Here is a 22,126-nt window from a genome sequence, read left to right as displayed (position 1 = left end):
TTATTTATAAAAAATTATGCTTTAAATATTGTCATATTTGCTTCTTTAAGATATCCTTTTCATGAAGAGGTGGAAAACATGGAAAAAGTACTAGTTTTCGGGCATAAAAACCCAGATACAGATGCAATTTGCTCTGCAATTGCTTATGCAGAATTGAAAAAAGAATTAGGAATGAATGCTGAGCCTGTACGTTTAGGCGAAATCAGCGGTGAAACTCAATTTGCGTTAGACTATTTTAAAGTAGAAGGACCGCGTTTTGTTGAGACAGTTGCAAGCGAAGTGGACAACGTTATTTTAGTTGATCATAACGAGCGTCAACAAAGTGCTAACGATATCGAATCTGTTCGTGTGTTAGAAGTTATTGACCATCACCGTATTGCTAACTTTGAAACAAGCGATCCTATTTACTACCGTTGTGAGCCAGTTGGTTGTACAGCTACAATCTTAAACAAAATGTACAAAGAAAATGGCGTTACAATTCGTAAAGAAGTTGCAGGTTTAATGTTATCTGCAATCATTTCAGATTCTTTACTATTTAAATCTCCAACTTGCACAGAACAAGACGTAGCAGCAGCTCGTGAATTAGCGGAAATCGCTGGTGTAGATGCTGATAACTACGGCTTAGAAATGTTAAAAGCTGGTGCTGACTTAAGCGGAAAAACAATGGAGCAATTAATCTCTCTTGACGCTAAAGAATTCCAAATGGGTAATGCGAAAGTTGAAATCGCACAAGTAAACGCTGTTGATACAAACGACGTTCTTGTACACCAAGCGGAACTTGAAAAAGTTATCTCTGCAGTAGTAGAAGAAAAAGGTTTAGACCTATTCTTATTCGTTGTAACTGATATCTTAACTAACGATTCTGTTGGTCTTGCGATCGGTAAAGCAGCAAACATTGTTGAGAAAGCATACAACGTATCTCTAGAAAACAACACTGCTACATTAAAAGGTGTAGTATCTCGTAAAAAACAAATTGTACCAGTATTAACAGAAGCATTCCAAGCTTAATTCTATTGCGTACAGATAAACAGCAAGGACAAGTAGTCAGATTGGCTACTTGTCTTTTTCTATCTATAAAAAACAGAAAATTTAAAATTTAAAACAGGAGGATTGTGTATGTTTAATGATTTGGAGAGTAAATTACAGTCTCTTTTAGAGCGAAATAATACGTCTGTTTCAGAATTAGAAAGTTGGCTTTCGGAGGAACTGCGTGTAACCGCTGAAGTAGAAGAGGAGATAACAAATAGTTTAATTTCCATGTATAGAGATACAAACGATAGCAATATACGTGATTTACATATGTATAACGAAAATACAATTCAGCCACTTTTAAAAAGATACAATGCAAAATTTGACCAGAAATTTAGAGAGTGTCAGTTTTCCGACTTATTAGATGAGCAGAAATATGGATTTATGAAAAAAGCGAGATTGGCAAAAAGTAAAATGTTTAATGAAAAAAACATTGCTCTTTCCGTTAAAGAGCAAGAGCTTATTACGAAATATAGAGAAATAATGTCTAACATATCTATTAATTGGGAAGGCGAGCAAAAAACGTATGCATACGTAAAAGCAAAGCTAGAAAATCCTAATAGAGCTATTCGTGAAAAAGCTTGGTACGCTTTATTTACAGCAAGAAGTGCGGTGAAAATGGAAATAGATTGTATTATGAATGAGCTCGTACAATTACGGAATGAGATCGCTTTACATGCAGGATTTCATAATTATAGTGAATATGCTTTTGAACAAAAAAACAGAGATTACAGTATTGAAGAGTGCTATAAGCTTCATGAATCTATAGAAAAGTATGTTGTACCAATTTGGAAACAGTTAGGAAGTATTTCTAAAAAGAATCTCGGTGTAAAAACGTATCGCCCTTGGGATCTTTCTCCATGTAATTTACCAAAAGTCCCATTCCAAAATGCTATAGATTTATTGGATGGGGTGGAAGAAATATTTCGGAAGACAGATTTATATTTTTATGAGAAATTTAACCATATACGAAAAGCGGGATTAGTTGATGTAGAAGAACGTGGAAATAAAGCACCAGGAGCTGCTTGCTTTACATTGCCTCATAGTAAAGAGGTTTTTGTGTATTCTAATTTTAGTCCATCTTTTTATGCAATAAATGCACTCATACATGAAGTGGGGCATGCATTTCATTTTTATAAACAATTTAACAATGATAGTAGCATGCAGGAAAGATATATGCGCGAAGAGGTGGCTGAGCTTTATTCACTCAGTCTTGAGTTATTAGTAATGGATAAGTTGAATGTTTTTTATAAGCAAGAGAATGAATATAAAGAAGTGCAGTGCGTACAATTATATCGTGCTTTGTCTTTATTAATGTCGTCAATTGCAGGAGATGTATTCCAGCATTGGCTTTATGCAAATCCAAACCATACACCAGAAGAGCGTGATAAGAAATACGCAGAACTATGCAAAAGGTATCAATATTCATCAGTCGACATTGCAGGATTAGAGGATGAAATCGGTGCAAGCTGGTTAGAGTCATTTCATTATGTTCAGTTTCCTTTTTATCAAATTGAATACGCAGTTGCACAAATAGGAGCAATGCAATTGTTTCAAATATATCGAGAGGACCCAGAAAAAGCGATTGCTTTCTTTAAAGAGGGAGCGAGTGCAGATTGGAACCTACCTATACAAGAAATATATGAAAAAACCGGTGTCACGTTTGACTTTTCGGAAGAAAGGATTGAAAGTACTGCATTGGTTATTTGGGATCTAATTAACGAATTAAAATAAAGGATAGCATTCGCTATCCTTATAACTGTTTATTTGTAGATTTTTTCTTGTTTATATAAAATGTAATAATAGCAGTAATGAGGAAAATAGGTATAGCATACACTTGCCCAACAAACAACTTCCAGCCAACATGATTATAGCCTTGAGATGCTGGAGCAAGCATAGCGATTATACAAACAACAATATAGAGTACTAGTGCAGGGGTTATATTTTTCATTTGTTCACCTCCTTTTCAGAAAATCATCACATATATATTTATATAATACATTATAGCTTGAGATAACAAATATGTTTTTCTAATATTTATGTAGATAAAAGGGTTGTTTTTAAGTGGAATAGAATAGGTGTATGTAGAATGATATAGGGGTGTTACATATAATGAACAATATATTAAATCGAATAAAGAAAGATGTAAGTATAGAATTATTGAATACGCTATGGCCTGGTTTTAAGAGGGCTGCATTTGCACTATACGATGATGAGCATGTGTATGTATTTCATCATCCTCTATTTTTGAAAGATAATGATGAGTATAGTGTTTTAAAGTGGGATGAACAATTTAAAGGTGATACTTGTATTCTATTCAAAGATTATCCAACTGCCATCGTGAATATGAATAGATATAAAGATTATGCAAGTTTACTTGCGATTGTGGTGCATGAACTGTTTCATTGCTATCAATATTTGAATAAAGAGAGTAGATTTCCAAATGAATCTATAGGATTTCAATATCCTATAATAGAAGAAAACATAGAATTACGAAATAAAGAACGAATTTGTTTATATGATGTTGTTCATTGTAAATCTCAAGAAGAGAAAATTAATTATATTAAGCAATTTATTAAACTAAGAGAGCAAAGAGCTAGTGTTATGGGAGAAAATTTTATAACATATGAGCATATGATTGAAAGTATAGAGGGGCCTGCTTGGTATGTTGAAATGAATGCTTACAATGCAGTATGTAAAAATGATGAAAGCGACACATTACGAAAATATAGCGGACTCATTTTAGATGCATATGAAGCTAATTGTAACATTAGAAAGAGCTGCTATAGCTCAGGAATGCTTTTATGTTTATTATTAGATGAAGTCCTCCCTGAATGGAAAAAGAGCTTCTTTAATAGTGATAAATCGTTATATGCTTTTTTAAAACAAAATATAAATGTGGATTTGAGTTTAAATAATGAAATTACAGTTAGTGAAAAAACGAAGCAAATCCTTCATTTTATTCAAGACGAAAAAGACAAGGATTTTAACCACTTTTATGAGGAGAAAGGGTATCATTTGTATATTATAGGCAATATAAAATTAAATTCGTTTAATCCAATGAATGTAAAGTTAAACGGAAATAAAGCATTACATAAAACTTTTTTAAGTGTAAGTATACATAATAAAACATATATGATAAATCAACCTGTTTTAGTATCTTTTGAAGAAGATTTTAAAAATATGACACAAGTTCATATCATAATGAACGAAAAACCGATAGAAACAAAGAGTGGTTGGAACGTAGTGGGGATTGGAGATATAGAAGCTGAGTATGAAGAAGTAGAGGGTTCTATATTTTTATATTTAAAAAGTTAGAAATGAGGTAAGAAAAAACGATGAAAAGGTTATGCATAATTCCATGCGGAAAGAAGAAAATTTGGGATAAGTATCCTGATTATGGACCGATGGAGGCAAAGGATGTATATATTAGCCCATTCGGAAAAGCATGTCAGGCATATGCAACTAAGTTTTTCGAGAATTGGGTTATATTATCGGCGAAGCATGGATTTTTAAGGCCAAATGATATTGTACTAGAAAACTATGATCTTGCGTTTGATTCAAAGAGTGATGAGATTATTAGTATGGAACAATTAAAACAACAGATGATTGAAAAGGACTTGCTTCAGTTTGATGAAATCGTCTTACTCGCAGGTAAGAAGCATAAGAAGGTAGTAACACAATTATATCCAGAAGAAATCATTACGTATCCGTTAGCAGGATGTAAAGGGATTGGGTATATGTTGCAGAGGTTGAAAGGGGCTGTAGAGGAAGGGAGAGAGTTATAGCCAACTTTTAGTTTGAGCCTTTCAGTTTTTATATATTGTGTGAGAGAAAAAAGCCCAAATAATATCAATATTGGGCTTTTTTCTTTGTAGTAGTCCCTTTAAATAGATATGGAAGGACTATCAGAAAAGTATAATATTAAAACTGTATTTATAAAAACTAGAATATAGACTAGCAAACAAGCATTTTTATACTTGTAAACATAAAATATGATGAATTCTAATTAGGAGGATGCATATTCATGGGGAATCATTGTAATTGTAGGCGTTCATTTTGGGACGATTTAATGTTTGGAAGATGTAGGTGTAGGAATTGTCACGAATGTCGTTGCAAAGAGAAACCGAAGTGCGATTGTGAAGAGTGTTGCTGCAAGGAGAAACCGAAATGTGATTGTGAAAAATGTCATTGTAAAGAGAAACCGAAATGTCATTGTAAACATGAAGGGTATTAATAATAAAAAGAGTACGTTAAGTACTCTTTAATTTTATAAGGTTATATTCCATCTTGAACAGATTTTTTTACAATTTTCCATTTATCTTGTTTTTTTATCTTTATAGTTACATTAGTTCCAGTAGACTCCTTATAAAAAATATATCCATTGTTTGCATTTACATATGTCAATGGTTCACCTATGCAATCTCGTGAACAAGATGTATTGATAATTTCAATTAAGGATAGTTCGCTCGGATCAGTCCTACTTGCATCTATAATAGTATCAAGGTCTGTTTTACGATAACCTTGTAAGTTTACATGGGAATTCTGTTCAATTTCTCCTGTAATACTAGTATTCATTACGTCAACTGAATTTTTCTTTTCTTGAAGAAATCCTTTTTCATAAAGTAATTTTGTATATCCAATCCATGCGATTAAAACTAGCATGATAAACATACTACATATTTTAAGTGTTCGAAGCCGTTTACTTACAATTGTTTCTGTGTATTTCATTCAGTTTAATCCTCCAATGTTTTTAATTTAAAGTATGCTTGGATACATATATTTAGAAGAGGATGAAAGGTAACTAGTTCTAGATTCAAAAAGAAAACATCTGAAATTAGATGTTTTCTTTTTGGAGTGATTTTCACTATCTGTTCGTTACTTGTTTCATAAGTGGTCTAATTTCTTTAACGGGTGGTTTTTTATCATAGGCATCAACGTAAGAAAAGTAGTAATTTAAATTTCTGAGAAGTCCTTTTCCTATTTTAGCGCTTAAGAACGGAAATACTTGTCCAGTATAATCATCAAGTGATTTACAGTAGTATTTTTCATCTAAATATATACTGTATTTACATGTTAGTTCTACTAGTGAGTTACCTTCATCATCAATTACTTCCTTAGAATCAATAATATCTATTAATGCGAATTTTTCATTTAGATAAACTTTCTTCTTTTTCTCATGTTTATTTGTGAGTATAAATACGAGACCAATGGCGTTAATCAAACTGTTTCCTCCTATAAAAAACGGATATTAATAAAATATATCGATATACGTTAAATGTAAAGAGGATAGGAGAAATATCATTGATAGAAAGTTTAATAAGCCAATTTGTTTTTTTCAAATCGGCTTATTGTTATTGAAACACTTGCGGGAATTGTTTTACGATTGCATTTGTTATCATGTCGGCCATTTCTAATGCTTCTTTTTCAATTTTATCGTACAGTTTTACGCTTGCTTCATAATCTTTATTTAGGAATGCTAGTGCTTCTGCTTTCGTAAGTGCTAAATGTTCATAAAACATTTTTCTAAATTCTTCTTTTTCAATATATGGGTTGATGCTAGTAAGAAAAGCCACAATTTCATCACCGTTAGCGTACCATTTTTTCTCTATAGCGGTAGCTGCATTTTGATCACCAGCTTTTGCGGCTTTAACAAGATCCGCTGCAATTACTAAGTGCTCTTTAATTAATGCACTATATTTTTTCACTGCATCTTCACCATAGAATGGTTCAAGAGATAGTCCCATATGCGTTGCATTTTGGAGAAGACGCCCAACTGTAACATTAACGTCTGGTAAATGAAAGACAATACTTATAATAGCTAATCTCGTCCAAGTGACGTGTTGTTCCCATAAAGAACGCATGTAACCTTTTAAAAAATTCTCGTTTTTACTAATTCGGTAGTTACGTACAGATACATCAAAGTTTACATAAGGATTATGATAGGGGGAGTAATACGACTGCCAATATGAATACATAAATAGTAACACTCCTTTGAACATGTATAACTCAAAGTATGATAAAGGTTTATTTTTAGTTACGTGTCCTAGATTAATTTTAGAAATTGATATGGAGAAATTTAATGAATGTTGTTGCGGTATATATAAATAAATTGAATATAAAGTAAAAGAGGATCTGCAAGGGAAGTTGCAGATCCTCAAAAGGGTATTGCCGAGATGTCGGACTCGACTACGTAATATTATCATAAAATTCTATTAAAAAAACCTGGTAAATGTGTCCAAATGAAATTGAGTCTTTAATAAAGTCAAAGGAACCTGCTTCCCGCGGCAGGTCCCTTTAACTAGATAATGTCGATGAGCAAAAACTCATCTGGAGTACCTTTATAGTAACAAGTGAATTTCGTTTTGTGTATTGAGAAAAAAGAATTAGATATTTAAATGTTAAGTATTTATATTTTACCTTTTGTAATTATCACCATTTGTAGTGAGTGGATTATGGTTATAAAATGGTGATAAGATTTATAATTACATCTAAAAGTGTTATGAAATATGTAAAAATTAAAAAAGACCCGCTTATAAAAGCAGGTCAACTTAAGGGGTTTATCCAACAGAATATTTCATATAATACCAACTGTATTGCAGTAAGTCTATACGGTTTATATTGAGAAAATTATTATGAATGATCTATTTCGCACGTGTATTAACGTTTAAAAAGTTGAGAAAGAAAATGAAAAAGCTTTCTATAAGAAAATAATGGTTGGTACTTATAGTATGATTCATATTTCCACGCTTCATTATTTGAGAATTGGAGTTGGTTCGATACCGTTTTCTGTTTGATGGTACTAATATTACGGTGCTTCATATAGTAACCTCCTGAATTCATATGTATAAGATTAGTAGTATTCAAGGAGAATTAATAAAATGTGTATTTATTTTGAAATTCGTTATAATTGCTAATCATTCTCAAAAACGTAAAGAAGCATAAAATAATGAAAAAGCAGGCTGTTAGTCATGTATTCATCACTTTCATGATGCATAAGAGATGATATAATAGGAGTAGATGAAAGATAAAGAAAAGCAGGTGACTCTTTTTTGTTTACAAAAGCACAAGAACTTTTAGCGTCTTATTTCGGTTATTCGTCATTCCGAAGAGGACAAGATGAAACAATTAAAAATGTATTAGATGGGAAAGATACTGTCTGTATTATGCCTACAGGTGGTGGTAAGTCAATTTGTTATCAAATTCCCGCATTAGTATTTGAAGGAACAACGTTAGTTATATCGCCTTTAATATCACTTATGAAAGACCAAGTAGATACATTAGTACAAAACGGTATTTCAGCTACCTATATTAATAGTTCTATTTCAATTGCAGAAGCGAATCAACGAATTCAATTAGCGAAACAAGGCCATTATAAGTTACTTTATGTAGCGCCTGAGCGACTTGATTCAATGGAGTTTGTTGACCAACTTATTGATATGAAAATCCCGATGATTGCCATTGATGAGGCGCACTGTATTTCGCAGTGGGGACATGATTTCCGTCCAAGTTATTTACATATACATCGCATATTAGATTATCTTCCAGAAAAGCCGCTCGTATTAGCATTAACTGCTACGGCAACACCACAAGTTCGTGATGATATTTGCAACACGCTTGGAATTAATCAAGAAAACACGATTATGACAACGTTTGAGCGTGAGAACTTATCATTTTCTGTTATTAAAGGACAAGATCGTAATGCATATTTAGCGGATTATATTCGTCAAAATCAAAAGGAATCTGGAATTATATATGCAGCTACTAGAAAAGTAGTTGATCAGTTGTATGAGGATTTAATGAAAGCGGGAGTTTCTGTATCAAAATATCATGCCGGTATGAGTGATGGCGATCGAAATGAGCAGCAAGAACTCTTTTTACGTGATGAAGTGAGTGTAATGGTAGCGACATCTGCATTCGGGATGGGGATTGATAAATCGAATATTCGTTACGTTATCCATTATCAGCTGCCAAAAAATATGGAAAGTTATTACCAAGAAGCAGGACGTGCTGGCCGTGACGGATTAGATAGTGCATGTATATTGCTATATTCTTCTCAAGATGTGCAAGTACAGCGCTTTTTGATTGATCAATCGACCGGAGAGTCTCGTTTTTCAAATGAACTTGAAAAATTGCAAAATATGACTGATTACTGTCATACAGAACAATGTTTACAATCATTTATTTTGCAATACTTTGGAGAAGAACCGAAAGAAGATTGCGGCCGCTGCGGTAATTGCACCGATGACAGAGAAAGTATCGATGTGACGAGAGAATCACAAATGGTTCTATCTTGTATGATTAGGACGAACCAACGATTTGGTAAACAAATGATTGCACAAGTACTAACTGGATCTAAAAATAAGAAAGTCATTGAATTTAATTTTCATACTTTACCAACTTACGGGCTTTTATCAAATCGTAGTGTAAAAGAAGTGAGTGAATTTATTGAGTTTTTAATTTCAGACGAGCTAATCGCAGTTGAACATGGTACTTACCCGACACTAAAAGTAACGGAAAAAGGGAAAGAAGTGTTACTAGGTAAAGAGAATGTTTTACGTAAAGAACGAGTAGAGACAAGACAAATCGTTCAAGACCATCCTTTATTTGAAGTACTTCGTGAAGTACGTAAAGAAATTGCGCAAGGAGAAGGTGTACCGCCATTCGTTATTTTCTCTGACCAAACGTTGAAAGATATGTGCGCAAAAATGCCGCAAAGTGACTCTGAACTTTTAACTGTGAAAGGGATTGGTGAACATAAACTTGTGAAGTATGGTTCGCACTTCTTACAAGCAGTTCAGCACTTTATTGATGAAAACCCAAACTATGCTGAAACTATTAAAACAGAAGTGGTGTCAGAGCGGAAGAAGTCAGGGAAAGCTTCAGCAAATTCTCATTTGGAAACGTATGAAATGTATAAACAAGGCATTGATCTAGATGAAATTGCGAAAGAACGTGGATTATCAAGACAAACGATTGAAAATCATTTAATTCGTTGTTTTGAAGATGGAATGGAAGTAGACTGGAACAGTTTTGTTCCTGCAGAATATGAACAACTGATTGAAACTGCTGTGAAAAATGCTGATGGTGGTTTGAAATCTATAAAGGAACAACTTCCGAATGAAGTGAGTTACTTTATGATTCGTGCTTATTTACAAATTAGAAAGTAGTGACATGTAAAGGGGATAGGGATTAATGCATTACGTTTTTGTGTATGGCACGTTAAGAAAAGAGCAAACGAATGCTCATTATATGCAAGGTGCAATATGCATTGCAGACAAAGCATGGACGTATGGGAAATTATTTGATACAAACGAAGGGTATCTAGCCATGACTTATTCGAGTGAAGAAAAGGTCTATGGTGAAGTTTATGAAGTAAATGATGAGATATTGCATAAGTTAGATGAACTAGAAGAATATACAGGTAATGCGGAGACTGATTTATATGATCGAATCACGCAAACAATATATGCTGCTGATAGGGAAATAGAGGCATATGTGTATATCGCTCAAGATAAAAAGATGATATTGAAAGTGATTGATTCTGGAGATTGGGTGGAGTATCAAAAAGAAAAATAAGAGTAGCTAAAGAGTAGATAGTGGAATAATCCATTATCTACTTTTTTATATTTACACTTTTAAATTTCTTATTTTTTTGATAAATTGTAAATATAGGGAAATAAAAAGGGGGATTTTTCATGGGTGTCAGAAATTTAGTTTCTCCACTGTAGTAGAAAAATAACGTACAGGAGGAGAATAATAATGAACGAATTAAATGTAAAAGAATTTTATAAAAAACAATTTGAATTACTAAGCCATGATATAAATAATGAAAATTGGTTACAGGAAGTTGCTGAAGAAATTCAAGAGCAAGTGGGATATCCATTTCAGACGATGTTAGAACTAGGTGCTGGAAATGGCGGGTTTGCAAGAGCGATGTCTAATTTGGATGTAAAAATGACTACGGTTGAGCTTGTACCAGAGTTAGTTATGTTCGCTAAAGAACATTCTACTAGTGATATAGATATTCATTGCGCTGATTTTTATAAAATTAACTTTGAAGAAAAGTTTGATGTTGTTAGTTATTTAGATGGATTTGGTGTAGGGACAGATGAAGAACAATTGGTTTTATTAAAACGAATCCATAATTGGTTGAAAGATGATGGGTGTGCACTTATTGATATTTATCAACCATTATATTGGGAAAAAGCAAATGGACAAGAAATGCCGATTTATTCTGCAATGCGAAAATATGAATATGATAGTGAAAATGCTAGGATGCTGGACCACTGGTGGGAAACAGATTCTTCAAATGATATCGTGACACAATCTTTACGTTGCTATACGATAGATGAGATTAGTAATTTATGTGCAGAGGCTCATTTCAGTATAGTTGGAATTTTCCCAGGAGGAGCGTATGACTTTGAAGAGGGAAAATATAAAGAGCAAGCGTCTTTAAATGAATGTTTATCATATCGAATAAAAGTAAAAAAGAGTAGGGATTAACTCCTTACTCTTTTTTTGCTCTTATATTGTGAATAATTGATTGTCTTTCGTGTTTAATTTCCGTTCTTTTTTTATTCTTATGGTTCTTAGTACAATCCCAATTCCAAGAAATACAATAGTAGCAACGACTCCGCTAATAGGGTTTAACCAAAAATCACTGCCGTTGGTAAGTGTAATAATCCCTGTTATTGTAACTAAAACAGTAGGAACGGCATCTTCAATTGCATGCATAATAACGCATGGCCATACTGACTTTGTAAGTCTATATATTTCAACATACATAATAGACCAAGAAACCATAAGTATACAGCCTGATAAAAGCATATGTAACCTTGAAATGGATTCGAAATATTCATTTGGTAAAAAAATTAAATAATAAGCGGCATGCCAAAGAGCCCAAACTAAACCAGAAATAATATAAATAAACCAATCGTTTAACTTTAGTTCAATGAGTTTTGGAGTTAAATAACCGCGCCAAGAAAACTCTTCAAAAATATTTTTAATAAAATTACCTATAGTAGACATGAGTATGAGGGAAAATAAAGAGGACATCTCAAAACTAGATATGTTAGCTACTACAAACGTACGTGCTATGCTTATCGTTATTACTGTAACGAAAGGATAAATTAGTAGTGCAATAAAATAACATTTAAAGTTTCCCTTCAAATTTAACTTGATACCAAAACCATTCCAATCTCGACCAATAATTCTAAGTAAAATACTTACGAGAAAGGGTAATATGAGCCATAATCCCATACCTAAAGAGTTTCCTTCAGGCTGATCCGTTAGAAGAGAATCTAGAAATACCCCAATCCAGCCACTTGCCAATACAATGAACAGAAAAATAAGTAAATGTAATTTAAGGGGTTTTCTTTTGGTAGCAGCCATTTTGAATAGACTCCTTTACTTTTATTTTTGTTTTTGTGATCTTGGTTATTTTATAAATGAAATAATAGATATCTAGAAAAGAAGCTGGAGAGTATGTAAAGGGAACTTAGTTAGATAGTATAAAGTCCTTTTAAACAATAGAAAATAGCAGCTTTTGTATAAATCACTTTATTATATGTGTAGTTGTATGATTTAGATGTTATATATTCTTATCATGTAAAAATATCATTTGAATTTCAATATTAGAAAGGTGAAAAGTAAGTTTTTTCAGAAAAAACAAATTAAACCCTTGACTTTATAATTGGATTTTTAATACAATTATATTTCGACTGAAAAATTAGAACGGACAGGAGGGAATCATCAAATGAACAACATTTTTGAAGAAGAGTTACAAAAAATGAAAGATACATTACGTACGATGGATGATCAATTAGAACAGCTTGAAAAAATTCCAGTTTATTATGGAGATGATTTTAAAGAACAAATTCTTGAAAGTATGAGAGAATCTAATAGGCAAAACTTACGTATTGGTGTACAAGAGCCGTACTTTGGAAGATTAGATTTTCAGGAGGATGGAAAGGAAGACGTTATGCCGATTTATATCGGTAAAGTAGGTGTTTCACATAAAGATACGATGAAACCAATTGTAATTGATTGGCGGGCACCTGTCGCAAGTATGTTTTATTCATTTACCGGCGGTGAAGAATTAGCGTTTTATCAATCACCAGACGGATTAGTAGAAGGTGATGTTTATTTAAAGCGAAACATCTCTATTCGAAAAAGAGAATTAGAACGTGTTATTGATACATATGTAAAAGGAAATGAAGATGTCTCGCATGCCGATGATTTTCTTCTATATCGATTAGGTGAGAATAAAGATAATAAACTAAAGGATATTGTTTCGACGATACAATCGGAGCAAAATGATATTATTCGTGCGGAAAGAAACTTACCATTACTTATTCAAGGGGTTGCAGGAAGCGGTAAAACAACGATCGCTTTACATCGCCTTGCTTTTTTAATTTATGAATATCGTGAACAATTAGAAGCTGAGCGAATGATTGTTTTTGCTCCGAATAGTCTGTTTTTAGACTATATTTCGAGTGTACTTCCTGAATTGGGTGTAGGGAATATTAGTCAAACAACATTTCCGGACTGGGCATTACGTACGTTAGATGATTCGGTGAAACTGAAGCAGACAGAAGAAAAGTTGAAAGAAGCATTTTCTATTAATCGTGATGAAAGAAAGGTTATGCTTGGTAAATTGAAAGGTACGCTAGAATTTAAGTCCTTTATTGAAGAGCGAATGGTTCAATTTGAAAAAGAACTAGTACCAACAAGTGATTTTGAGGCATGGGATAAAGCTGTTATTCCAGTTGAAGATATAAAAAAATGGATGCAAGTTGAGTATAAACATTATCCATTAAAGAAAAGAAGAGAACGTTTAGTTGGCCGTATGAAACGCTGGATTGAAATTGAACTGAAAAAGTATGGAGAAACAAACGAGAAGAAATTATTAAAAAAAGAAGCGACAAAGAGATTGAACAGTTATATGAAGTTTTGGCCGAAAATGAGCTCACTTTCAATATATAGTTCAATATTGAAAAGTAAAGAAATACTCAAGGTATTACCTGAAGAACTTGTGAAAGAAACTGAAAAAAGTTGTCGTAAAAAAGAAGTGTATGTAGAAGATTTACCCGCTTTAATATACATACATCACCGCATCACAGGTATTGAAATTGGACAAAAGTTTCATCACGTTGTTATTGATGAAGCGCAAGATTTCTCACCATTCCAAGTTTATGTATTAAAAGAAATTACATTAGGTAATTCTTTCACTATATTAGGTGATTTATCCCAAGCAATTTATGATTACCAAGGGATTGAAGATTGGAGTGCTTTTAAGGAAGTATTCCAAGAAACAGGTTATTATGAACTGACGAGAAGTTATCGCTCTACAAAAGAAATTATAGAATTTGCGAACGAAATAATTAAAAATGCAGAGATTCCAGTAGGGCTTGCAATGCCAGTTTTCCGTAGTGGTGAAGAAGTGAAAATAATTTATACAGAAGATCAATTCGCTGAAATTATGAAGACTTTACAGCATCTACAAAATGAAGATGTGAAAACAATTGCTGTGATCGGAAGAACAGATGATGAATGCCGTGAAATGTATGAGAAATTAACGAGCGCAGGACTGACTGTAAATGTTATTGAAGCAGATCAAAGCAAATATGAAGGTGGTATTTCGGTAGTACCTGTCTATTTAGCGAAAGGTTTAGAATTTGACGCTGTAATTCTAATCGATGTTGATGAGGAACATTACAAAAACACAAAACACGATGCAAAGTTACTATATGTCGGATGTACGAGATCACTTCATGATTTATGGATTTTCCATAGCAGGGAAGTATCTCCGTTAATTAAGAAATAAAAATTCAAGAGGCTTTTCTAGTTATGAATAGAAAAGCTTCTTATTTTATAAATATATAGGGGACAAGATAATGATTACAAAAGTAATAACAAAAAGAAATTGGGAAATCGCAAAGATAAATGGAGAGATTAATGAAGTTTCACTAAAAGAAGAGGGATTTATACACTGTTCATTTTTAGAGCAAGCCTTAAACGTTGCGGAAAAATTTTTCATTTATGAAGAAGATGTTTTATTAATGACAATTGATCCATCCTTAGTGAAAGCAGAAATAAAATATGAACTTGCTTCTAACGGCCAAGAATATCCGCATGTTTACGGAGCAATTAATATAGATGCAATTATAGATATTGTTCCATTTCCTAATGAAAAAGGGGAATTCATATTACCAGAGTTACAAAGTTAAGCGTGTTATAAGTAAGCTAGAAAAGCACAAATTACAAATTTGTGCTTTTTATTATCCGTTTTTTGGTAAAAAATATTGTATTTGTCACCTTAATACTGTACGATACATAGTATAAAACATATACTGTATGACATATAGTAATGGAAATGAGGTGAATACATGGATGCTTTATTAAATTCATTAATTACTGAGCTAAGAAGAGGCACATTAACATTAGCAGTTTTAAGCCAATTAAGAATGCCGCAGTATGGATATTCACTTGTCCAATTATTGGAGCAATCAGGGATTACAATCGATCAAAGTACTTTATATCCACTACTTCGCCGGTTAGAAAAGCAAGAGCTAGTGACGAGTAGTTGGGATAAAACAGAGAGTAGACCGCGCAAGTACTATGTTTTAAGTGAATACGGATTAGAGATATTCCTGCAGTTGAAAAAGGAATGGATAAAGGATTCGAAAGAACTTTATAACTTATTAAAGGAGGAGGACAAGAATGAATTTGATTGATATTTATGTCGAGGAAGTAGCGAAGAGATTACCTGAAAAAAATCGTGAAGATATTATTCTTGAGCTACGGTCAACAATTGAGGATATGTTGCCTGATGATTATAATGAAGATGATGAAAAAAGAGTTCTTGAAAAATTGGGGAGTCCGGTTTCATTAGCTAATGGATATTTGGATAGACCGATGCATGTAATTGGACCACGTTATTTTGATGTATATATGACATTATTAAAAATGATCATTCCAATTGCAGCCGTTATCGCCCTCATTGCAATGGTTGCAGAAAATTTTTTAAGTTATACTGGTGATCAAGCAGTATTAAATGTTATTTTACAAGTAATAGGTAAAGGCATTGGAGAAATTTTTGAAGTAGCTCTCCATGTATTTTTCTGGTTAACACTTGTATTTGCTATTTTAGAAAGAACGGATAAAAACAAAGATACTGAGCCGTTGACGACAAGTTTAAAAAAGTGGACGCCAGATGATTTGAAAAACATTTCGCATATTCCGAAGAAAAAAGCAATCTCCAAGTTTGAAGTTTTTGGAGGGTTAATGTGGACGGCAATATGGGCTACACTTTATTTTTATGCGAATCATCTCGTTGGCGTATACAGTGGTACGGGAAGTGGATTGAAGTTTGTCGCGCCAACGTTTAATCAAGATGTGTTACTTCAGTATTGGCCAATCGTTGTGATGATAATTGTTTTTGAAATAGCTATATCTCTATATAAGTTAGTACAGGGACAATGGACGAAAAGATTGGCAATCGGGAATACTATTCTCCAAATAGCTGGAACGATAGTATTCATTATAATTGTAGTAAATCCGCACATATTTACCGATGGATTTATTACGTTTGTGGCAAATGTATTCACTATTTCTCCGGAAGAACTTAAAAAGTGGCTAATTGGTGGAGGGATTCTCATTTACGTTTTATCTGCTTCATTAAACATTTATGATGGCTTTCGAAAAGCTAGTGTTCGTGTAACAAATAGGTAGTTAAAAAGAGAACGTATATGAAAGGAAGAAAACGATGATAAGGGAAGCAACGGAAAAAGATGTAACATACATTTTAGATATTTATAATGATGCCATACTAAATACAACCGCTGTATATGCATATAAACCTGTAACCCTTGAAAATAGAATAGATTGGTATGAACAGAAAAAGGCTGAGGGTTATCCGATTTTAGTATATGAACTAGATAATAAAGTAGTAGGTTTTGCGACACTCGGTCCGTTTAGAGCTTGGCCTGCCTACAAATATTCAATTGAGCATTCTGTGTATGTTGATAAGGAATATAGAAAATGTGGGATTGGAACTTCTTTGATGAGAGCATTAATCACAATTGCAAAAGAAAGAGAATATATGACTTTAATTGCTGGAATTGATGCGGAAAATGAGAAAAGTATTTCTTTACATGAAAACTATGGATTTGTTCATGCTGGTACAATCAAAAAGGCTGGTTATAAGTTTAATAAATGGCTAGATTTAGCTTTTTATCAATTGGAGCTTAGCGGTCCTAAAACGCCTACGGAACAATAGATAATTGTATTTTGCCTAGTATTTATTTTAGAAAGGTAGCATGGAGTAATTTCATGCTATCTTTTTTTATTGTAATAGCCGATTTAATCTGCTAAAAAGGGTTTTTACATTCTATATTGAATTATTGAAGGTGATAAAACGATATGAAATGAGGAATGAAAATGGAAACTGTCATTCGAAAAATGAAAGAGATACAATCTGATCATGTTGGGATAACTATTTATTCTACAAAAAGCAATCGTATAGTTGCTTCATATAATAGTGAATTAAATATTCCGTTAGCATCGGCAGCAAAAGTAGTAATCGGATTTGTAGTAGCGCAAATGGTGAAGGAAAATAAATGTCATTGGAATGATATACTTCAGCATGTTAAATTTAATCCGAAAGAAGATAGTGCGCAGTTATATCCACATTTACAAGGGAGAAGGACTTTAACACTTAGTAAAGCAGTAGAAGTAATGATAGCATGTCATGATAGTTATGTTGCGCAGTCAGTTGTAATGTACTGTGGTGGATGGGATGTTGTGAAAATGTATGCCCAAACGTACTTTTCAAAAATTCATATACAAGAGGACGCTAGAGATGAGAAAAATGTTGGAGAATTAAATGAAGTTCTTTCACTGTTAGTACATATTTTTCAGGGGTATAAATCAGAAGCAGAATTATGGGAACCAATTATTAGCGGTATGGTAAGGCAGCAAGGTGAATATGAAGGAATACATTCATATCACTTAGCTCATATGACAGGTGGACTATCTTCAGCTACAATAAATATTGGTATAATAGGAATATTTAACGAATTCCCGTTTCTTTATGTTATTGGGGGAAAAGATTTACCTAATCGACGTGAAAATAAAGAGGTAGATGAAGTTTTTGCAGTAGCTTTGAAGTACATATATAAAGAATATAGTGAAAGTATGCTAGGAGTAATTGATTGAAAAGAAACTTAAAGACATCAACAATCATTATATTAATAGTAACCATTATCGCCTTGGAAGTTGGAATCGCGATTTACGATCACACTTTATCGTTAGATACAATTTACTTTGCAGCGATCTTCATTTGTATTGTATTACTTTTTGGTACACGTATTTCTAAAGAGAAAGAATGTATATCGAAACAAGGGCGAAGAAAAACAGCTCTTCTATTTTGGCCATCTATGTTACTGTCTATCGCTTCTTTTGCAGTTATAAGTTATATAAGAATAGGCTATGTTTCTGTGCCAGGGATAATTGGTTTTTCATGCTTTGTTACATATGGTGGATTCGTATTTATTAGTATTTTAAAGAGGAAAAGTAAAAATGAAAGGTAATTTACTAAGTTGAAAGGAAGGAATATATGAAACACATAGAGAACGGTACTCGCGTTGAAGGAGAATACATAAAAAATAAAGTCATTCAATATAACATGTCTATTTTAACTGATGAAGCGAAACAGCCGATGGAACAAGTAAGTTTCGTAGTGAAAGATGAGGATGGAAAAATCTTTGGCGGGGTAACAGGAACGATGTATTTTTATCATCTTCATATAGATTTTTTATGGGTTGACGAATCGGTTCGTCATGATGGTTATGGCAGTCAACTATTACATAAAATTGAAGACATCGCAAAGGAAAAAGCTTGTAGATTAATATTACTAGATTCATTTAGTTTTCAAGCACCAGAATTTTATAAAAAGCACGGCTACCGAGAATATGGTGTTGTTGAAGATCATCCGAAGGGACATAGTCAACACTTTTTAGAGAAGAGATTATAGTAATAGTATTCTGCCAGAAAAATAGATTTTAAAAGTATCACTAACAAGGTGATGCTTTTTATTTTGTTTATAGCTACTACTCAACCAGCTACAATTATGGGAACAAATAGTAAGGTTTGTATAACAAAGATTTTCTTTTTTATCGGAAATAAGTTACTGTCTTTGTAGAAGGTAGTAACTTATTTACTATGTACACTAACAAACAGTATTGAATTTTTTGAAGGGGAAGAGCAATAAGACGAGCTCTGAATATAATAATGCTATAGGAGGTGTAAAGTAATGGGTTATATTGTAGATATTTCAAAATGGAACGGTAACATTAACTGGGATGTAGCAGCTCCACAACTAGATTTCGTAATCGCTAGGATACAGGATGGTTCGAATTATGTAGATCCTTTATATAAAAGTTATGTTCAAGCAATGAAAACAAGAAATATTCCGTTCGGTAACTATGCATTCTGCCGCTTTATTTCAATTGCTGATGCGAAGAAGGAGGCACAAGATTTTTGGAATCGTGGTGATAAGAGTGCTACAGTTTGGGCTGCTGATGTAGAAGTGAAAACAATGGATGATATGAGAGCTGGTACACAAGCTTTTATCGATGAGTTACGCCGACTAGGTGCTAAGAAAGTTGGCTTATATGTTGGGCATCATGTATATGAGCCTTTCGGTATGGCGAACGTAAAAAGTGATTTTGTATGGATTCCTAGGTATGGTGGTAATAAACCAGTATATCCTTGTGATATTTGGCAATACACTGAGACAGGTAATGTACCAGGTATCGGTAAATGTGATTTAAACCAATTGATAGGAAATAAGCCACTTTCTTGGTTTACTGAATCAGTACCAAAACAAGAAAACGTACAAGCACAAGTTTCTAAACAAAATATCATCCAATCTGGAGCCTTTTCACCTTATGAAACTCCAGATGTTATGGGAGCGTTAACTTCTTTAAAAATGACTGCTACCTTCATTTTACAATCGGATGGTTTAACATATTTTGTTACTGAACCCACTAGTGATACGCAATTAAACGCAATGAAAAGCTGGCTTGATCGAAAAGGTTGGTGGTATGAAGTTAAATAATAAAAAAATAACTAGCTACTATTTGTGCAAAAAAAGAGCCGTCCAGGTTTTGGAGGGCTCTTTTTTACTATTCAAATAGCTTATTCATTAAATCTTGTATTTCACGTCTTCTTTTATCTGTTTCGTCCTTATCAATTGTATAAGTATCATCCTGTATTATAAGAACATCACCCTCTTTTGCAGTGGAAGGGAGTTTGGATTTAGGTACATCAATTGTTACGTTATTCACTTCAATAACTGCTAGTTCGCCTTCAAAACGGTCAATAATACCTCTTTTCATAATTATCTCTCCGTTCTTACAGAAATGCTAGAACCATCACTATTAATAGTTACAGTTCCATTTAAATCAGTTCTATATACCTTAACAGCCATTGCATTTAACTTAGCTAAAGTTTCCTGTGTAGGATGGCCATATCGGTTACCTGCACCTGCACTGATCACAGCGATACTTGGTTTCACTGCATCTAAAAATGGTTGAGAAGAAGATGTCTTACTTCCATGGTGACCAGGTTTTAATACATCAGCCTTTAGGTTAGAGCCATGTGTTGCAATCATATCTTTTTCACTTTTAGATTCAGCATCACCAGTAAATAAGAAAGATTTGCTACCATGTGTTACTTTTAATACAGCACTCCACTCATTTAGATCGTTACCGTATTCTTTAACAGGAGCTAAAAATTGAGAGTTTAAACCATTGATTGGTAAAGTTACTCCAGATTTCGCTTCTTTAATAGTTAACCCTTTGTTAGCTACTGCAGTTAAAAAGTCTTTAAACGTTTGTGTCGTATGACTTACTTTAGGCGCGTAAACGTTTTTTACATTCATAGAATATAAGACTTCATCTAATCCGCCTACATGATCAGCATCAGGATGAGTGGCGATCATATAATCAATAGTTTGGAATCCTAATCCTTTTAAATAATTTGCTACTACTGTACCTTTTCCGTTGTTACCACCGTCAATAAGAATCGTTTCTCCACTTGGGGATTTAATAAAAGTAGCATCACCTTGTCCTACATCAATATAATGCATCTCTAAGTTACCTTTAGGCTTAGGAAGAGCTGGACGGAAATTTGGTTCTAATACACGAGCCAAAAATGCAGCGAATTGCTCACGAGTTACTTTTACGTCTGGACCAAATGTACCATCAGGGAATCCAGCGGTAATATTATTTTGAGCTAAAATTTTGACATAATTGTAACCCCAGTGATTAGATGGAACATCAGGGAAATTTACGTCGGCACCTGTCGGTTTCAAATCAAAAGTTTTGACAAGAACTACTGCCATTTCTGCACGAGATAATGAGCGGTTAGGGAAGTAGTTTGTCTCGCGTTGTACAATGTTGTTATGTGCTAACTTATGTACAGAATCATAGTAATAGATACCTTTGGCTACATCGGAAAAAATATGATTATAGCTAGATGGTTTTTCTAATTTTAATGATAAATCTAGCATTAAGGCCATTTGTCCACGATTTACATCATCACTCGGTTTAAAAGTTCCTTCTGGCGTACCTTTAATGATACCTTTATCCGATAAATAGTTAATTTCTTTAATTGCCCAATGATTAGCTTGGACATCAGGGAAAGATTTGGCACTTGTAAGATTTGGAATGAACAATGTTAAAATCATGACAAATGCTGTTAGTAATAAACTAAACTTTTTCAAAAAATCGCCTCACTTAATGTATTTTTTACCTTATTAACTTTACCATTTCTTACAAGTAATTCAAGGTTTAATAGATAAATATCTTATTAGTAATTGTGTATATTCACGAATTCATCAATTTTAAAAAAGGTAATTTAATAGAGGGGATATGAAAGGTAGTGAAGAACTGTTTATATTGCAATTGTAAAATCTGTAATATAAATTAATCTTATGAAGGTTTGGTAACAGGTTGGATTCCAAAACTAAATAGTGATGGAAGGGAAGTAAGGAAAAATAAATACGAGGAGAAGCTGCACTGTGTATATC

General features: G+C 33.1%; 24 protein-coding genes. 17 read left to right on the top strand and 7 right to left on the bottom strand.

Going from position 1 to position 22,126, the window contains the following annotated elements:
- Nucleotides 1–78: 78 nt before the first annotated feature.
- Together ppaC and ATN06_RS14165 are read left to right on the top strand one after the other, a co-directional pair.
- Entirely contained in the window at nucleotides 79–1,008 is a 930-nt protein-coding gene (ppaC, locus tag ATN06_RS14170) for a manganese-dependent inorganic pyrophosphatase (protein WP_060631173.1), read from the top strand.
- Nucleotides 1,009–1,116: 108 nt separating this feature from the next.
- Complete coding sequence (locus tag ATN06_RS14165) at nucleotides 1,117–2,763, top strand: M3 family oligoendopeptidase (protein ID WP_060631172.1); 1,647 nt, start codon at nucleotides 1,117–1,119, stop codon at nucleotides 2,761–2,763.
- A 19-nt stretch (nucleotides 2,764–2,782) separates the two neighbouring features.
- On the opposite strand, the gene ATN06_RS14160 is transcribed toward ATN06_RS14165, so the two are convergent.
- Nucleotides 2,783–2,980, bottom strand: a complete 198-nt coding sequence (locus ATN06_RS14160) for a DUF4017 family protein (protein ID WP_060631171.1) — start codon at nucleotides 2,978–2,980, stop codon at nucleotides 2,783–2,785.
- A gap of 161 nt (nucleotides 2,981–3,141) precedes the next feature.
- Between ATN06_RS14160 and ATN06_RS14155 the strand changes: the two genes are divergently transcribed.
- The 3 genes from ATN06_RS14155 (at nucleotide 3,142) to ATN06_RS14145 (ending at nucleotide 5,297) form a co-directional block, all read left to right on the top strand.
- Nucleotides 3,142–4,347, top strand: a complete 1,206-nt coding sequence (locus ATN06_RS14155) for a hypothetical protein (RefSeq protein ID WP_060631170.1) — start codon at nucleotides 3,142–3,144, stop codon at nucleotides 4,345–4,347.
- A gap of 20 nt (nucleotides 4,348–4,367) precedes the next feature.
- Nucleotides 4,368–4,817 carry a DUF6884 domain-containing protein gene (locus ATN06_RS14150; RefSeq protein ID WP_060631169.1) on the top strand — a complete coding sequence of 150 codons (450 nt, stop codon included), beginning with the start codon at nucleotides 4,368–4,370 and terminating at the stop codon, nucleotides 4,815–4,817.
- A 288-nt stretch (nucleotides 4,818–5,105) separates the two neighbouring features.
- Nucleotides 5,106–5,297 carry a hypothetical protein gene (locus tag ATN06_RS14145; RefSeq protein ID WP_060631168.1) on the top strand — a complete coding sequence of 64 codons (192 nt, stop codon included), beginning with the start codon at nucleotides 5,106–5,108 and terminating at the stop codon, nucleotides 5,295–5,297.
- Between the two features lie 10 nt (nucleotides 5,298–5,307).
- On the opposite strand, the gene ATN06_RS14140 is transcribed toward ATN06_RS14145, so the two are convergent.
- The 3 genes from ATN06_RS14140 to ATN06_RS14130 form a co-directional block, all read right to left on the bottom strand.
- A complete protein-coding gene (locus tag ATN06_RS14140; RefSeq protein WP_060631167.1) occupies nucleotides 5,308–5,760 on the bottom strand; it encodes a hypothetical protein in 453 nt (150 codons plus the stop codon).
- Nucleotides 5,761–5,896: 136 nt separating this feature from the next.
- Nucleotides 5,897–6,253 (bottom strand): hypothetical protein, encoded by a 357-nt coding sequence (locus tag ATN06_RS14135; protein WP_000606238.1) that lies wholly within the window; start codon nucleotides 6,251–6,253, stop codon nucleotides 5,897–5,899.
- 130 nt (nucleotides 6,254–6,383) lie between these two features.
- Complete coding sequence (locus tag ATN06_RS14130; protein ID WP_060631166.1) at nucleotides 6,384–7,007, bottom strand: hypothetical protein; 624 nt, start codon at nucleotides 7,005–7,007, stop codon at nucleotides 6,384–6,386.
- A 1,074-nt stretch (nucleotides 7,008–8,081) separates the two neighbouring features.
- Here ATN06_RS14130 and recQ point away from each other — a divergent pair.
- From recQ to ATN06_RS14110, 3 genes are all read left to right on the top strand, one after another.
- A complete protein-coding gene (gene recQ / locus ATN06_RS14120; protein WP_060631164.1) occupies nucleotides 8,082–10,199 on the top strand; it encodes a DNA helicase RecQ in 2,118 nt (705 codons plus the stop codon).
- 25 nt (nucleotides 10,200–10,224) lie between these two features.
- Nucleotides 10,225–10,608, top strand: a complete 384-nt coding sequence (locus ATN06_RS14115; RefSeq protein ID WP_060631163.1) for a gamma-glutamylcyclotransferase family protein — start codon at nucleotides 10,225–10,227, stop codon at nucleotides 10,606–10,608.
- A gap of 183 nt (nucleotides 10,609–10,791) precedes the next feature.
- Complete coding sequence (locus ATN06_RS14110) at nucleotides 10,792–11,535, top strand: class I SAM-dependent methyltransferase (RefSeq protein WP_033691757.1); 744 nt, start codon at nucleotides 10,792–10,794, stop codon at nucleotides 11,533–11,535.
- A gap of 21 nt (nucleotides 11,536–11,556) precedes the next feature.
- Here ATN06_RS14110 and ATN06_RS14105 read toward each other — a convergent pair whose 3' ends face one another.
- A complete protein-coding gene (locus ATN06_RS14105; RefSeq protein ID WP_060631162.1) occupies nucleotides 11,557–12,423 on the bottom strand; it encodes a CPBP family glutamic-type intramembrane protease in 867 nt (288 codons plus the stop codon).
- Nucleotides 12,424–12,787: 364 nt separating this feature from the next.
- On the opposite strand from ATN06_RS14105, the gene ATN06_RS14100 reads away from it, so the two are divergent.
- The 9 genes from ATN06_RS14100 (at nucleotide 12,788) to ATN06_RS14060 (ending at nucleotide 20,152) form a co-directional block, all read left to right on the top strand.
- A complete protein-coding gene (locus ATN06_RS14100; RefSeq protein WP_060631161.1) occupies nucleotides 12,788–14,857 on the top strand; it encodes a HelD family protein in 2,070 nt (689 codons plus the stop codon).
- Between the two features lie 70 nt (nucleotides 14,858–14,927).
- Nucleotides 14,928–15,260 (top strand): DUF952 domain-containing protein, encoded by a 333-nt coding sequence (locus tag ATN06_RS14095; protein ID WP_060631160.1) that lies wholly within the window; start codon nucleotides 14,928–14,930, stop codon nucleotides 15,258–15,260.
- A gap of 159 nt (nucleotides 15,261–15,419) precedes the next feature.
- Entirely contained in the window at nucleotides 15,420–15,767 is a 348-nt protein-coding gene (locus ATN06_RS14090) for a PadR family transcriptional regulator (protein ID WP_060631159.1), read from the top strand.
- Nucleotides 15,754–16,764 carry an HAAS signaling domain-containing protein gene (locus tag ATN06_RS14085; RefSeq protein WP_060631158.1) on the top strand — a complete coding sequence of 337 codons (1,011 nt, stop codon included), beginning with the start codon at nucleotides 15,754–15,756 and terminating at the stop codon, nucleotides 16,762–16,764. Before ATN06_RS14090 ends, ATN06_RS14085 begins: the two co-directional genes overlap by 14 nt.
- Before the next feature lie 34 nt (nucleotides 16,765–16,798).
- Nucleotides 16,799–17,311 carry a GNAT family N-acetyltransferase gene (locus ATN06_RS14080; protein ID WP_060631157.1) on the top strand — a complete coding sequence of 171 codons (513 nt, stop codon included), beginning with the start codon at nucleotides 16,799–16,801 and terminating at the stop codon, nucleotides 17,309–17,311.
- Nucleotides 17,312–17,472: 161 nt separating this feature from the next.
- A complete protein-coding gene (locus ATN06_RS14075; protein WP_060631156.1) occupies nucleotides 17,473–18,249 on the top strand; it encodes a serine hydrolase in 777 nt (258 codons plus the stop codon).
- Nucleotides 18,246–18,623, top strand: a complete 378-nt coding sequence (locus ATN06_RS14070; protein ID WP_060631155.1) for a hypothetical protein — start codon at nucleotides 18,246–18,248, stop codon at nucleotides 18,621–18,623. The genes ATN06_RS14075 and ATN06_RS14070 overlap by 4 nt, the downstream gene beginning before the upstream one ends.
- Nucleotides 18,624–18,649: 26 nt before the next feature.
- On the top strand, nucleotides 18,650–19,066 hold the full coding sequence (locus tag ATN06_RS14065) for a GNAT family N-acetyltransferase (RefSeq protein WP_060631154.1): 417 nt from the start codon (nucleotides 18,650–18,652) through the stop codon (nucleotides 19,064–19,066).
- A gap of 279 nt (nucleotides 19,067–19,345) precedes the next feature.
- Nucleotides 19,346–20,152 (top strand): GH25 family lysozyme, encoded by an 807-nt coding sequence (locus tag ATN06_RS14060; RefSeq protein ID WP_060631153.1) that lies wholly within the window; start codon nucleotides 19,346–19,348, stop codon nucleotides 20,150–20,152.
- Nucleotides 20,153–20,219: 67 nt separating this feature from the next.
- On the opposite strand, the gene ATN06_RS14055 is transcribed toward ATN06_RS14060, so the two are convergent.
- The gene (locus tag ATN06_RS14055; protein WP_060631152.1) at nucleotides 20,220–20,432 is read right to left on the bottom strand and encodes a DUF3006 domain-containing protein; all 213 of its coding nucleotides are present in this window, start codon (nucleotides 20,430–20,432) and stop codon (nucleotides 20,220–20,222) included.
- Between the two features lie 2 nt (nucleotides 20,433–20,434).
- Entirely contained in the window at nucleotides 20,435–21,820 is a 1,386-nt protein-coding gene (locus ATN06_RS14050; protein ID WP_060631151.1) for an S-layer homology domain-containing protein, read from the bottom strand.
- Between the last annotated feature and the right edge of the window lie 306 nt (nucleotides 21,821–22,126).

This window comes from Bacillus thuringiensis (assembly GCF_001455345.1).
Lineage (GTDB): Bacteria > Bacillota > Bacilli > Bacillales > Bacillaceae_G > Bacillus_A > Bacillus_A thuringiensis_N.
Note: the sequence above shows the minus strand (reverse complement) of the source record. Positions and strands in the feature narration are given on the sequence as shown.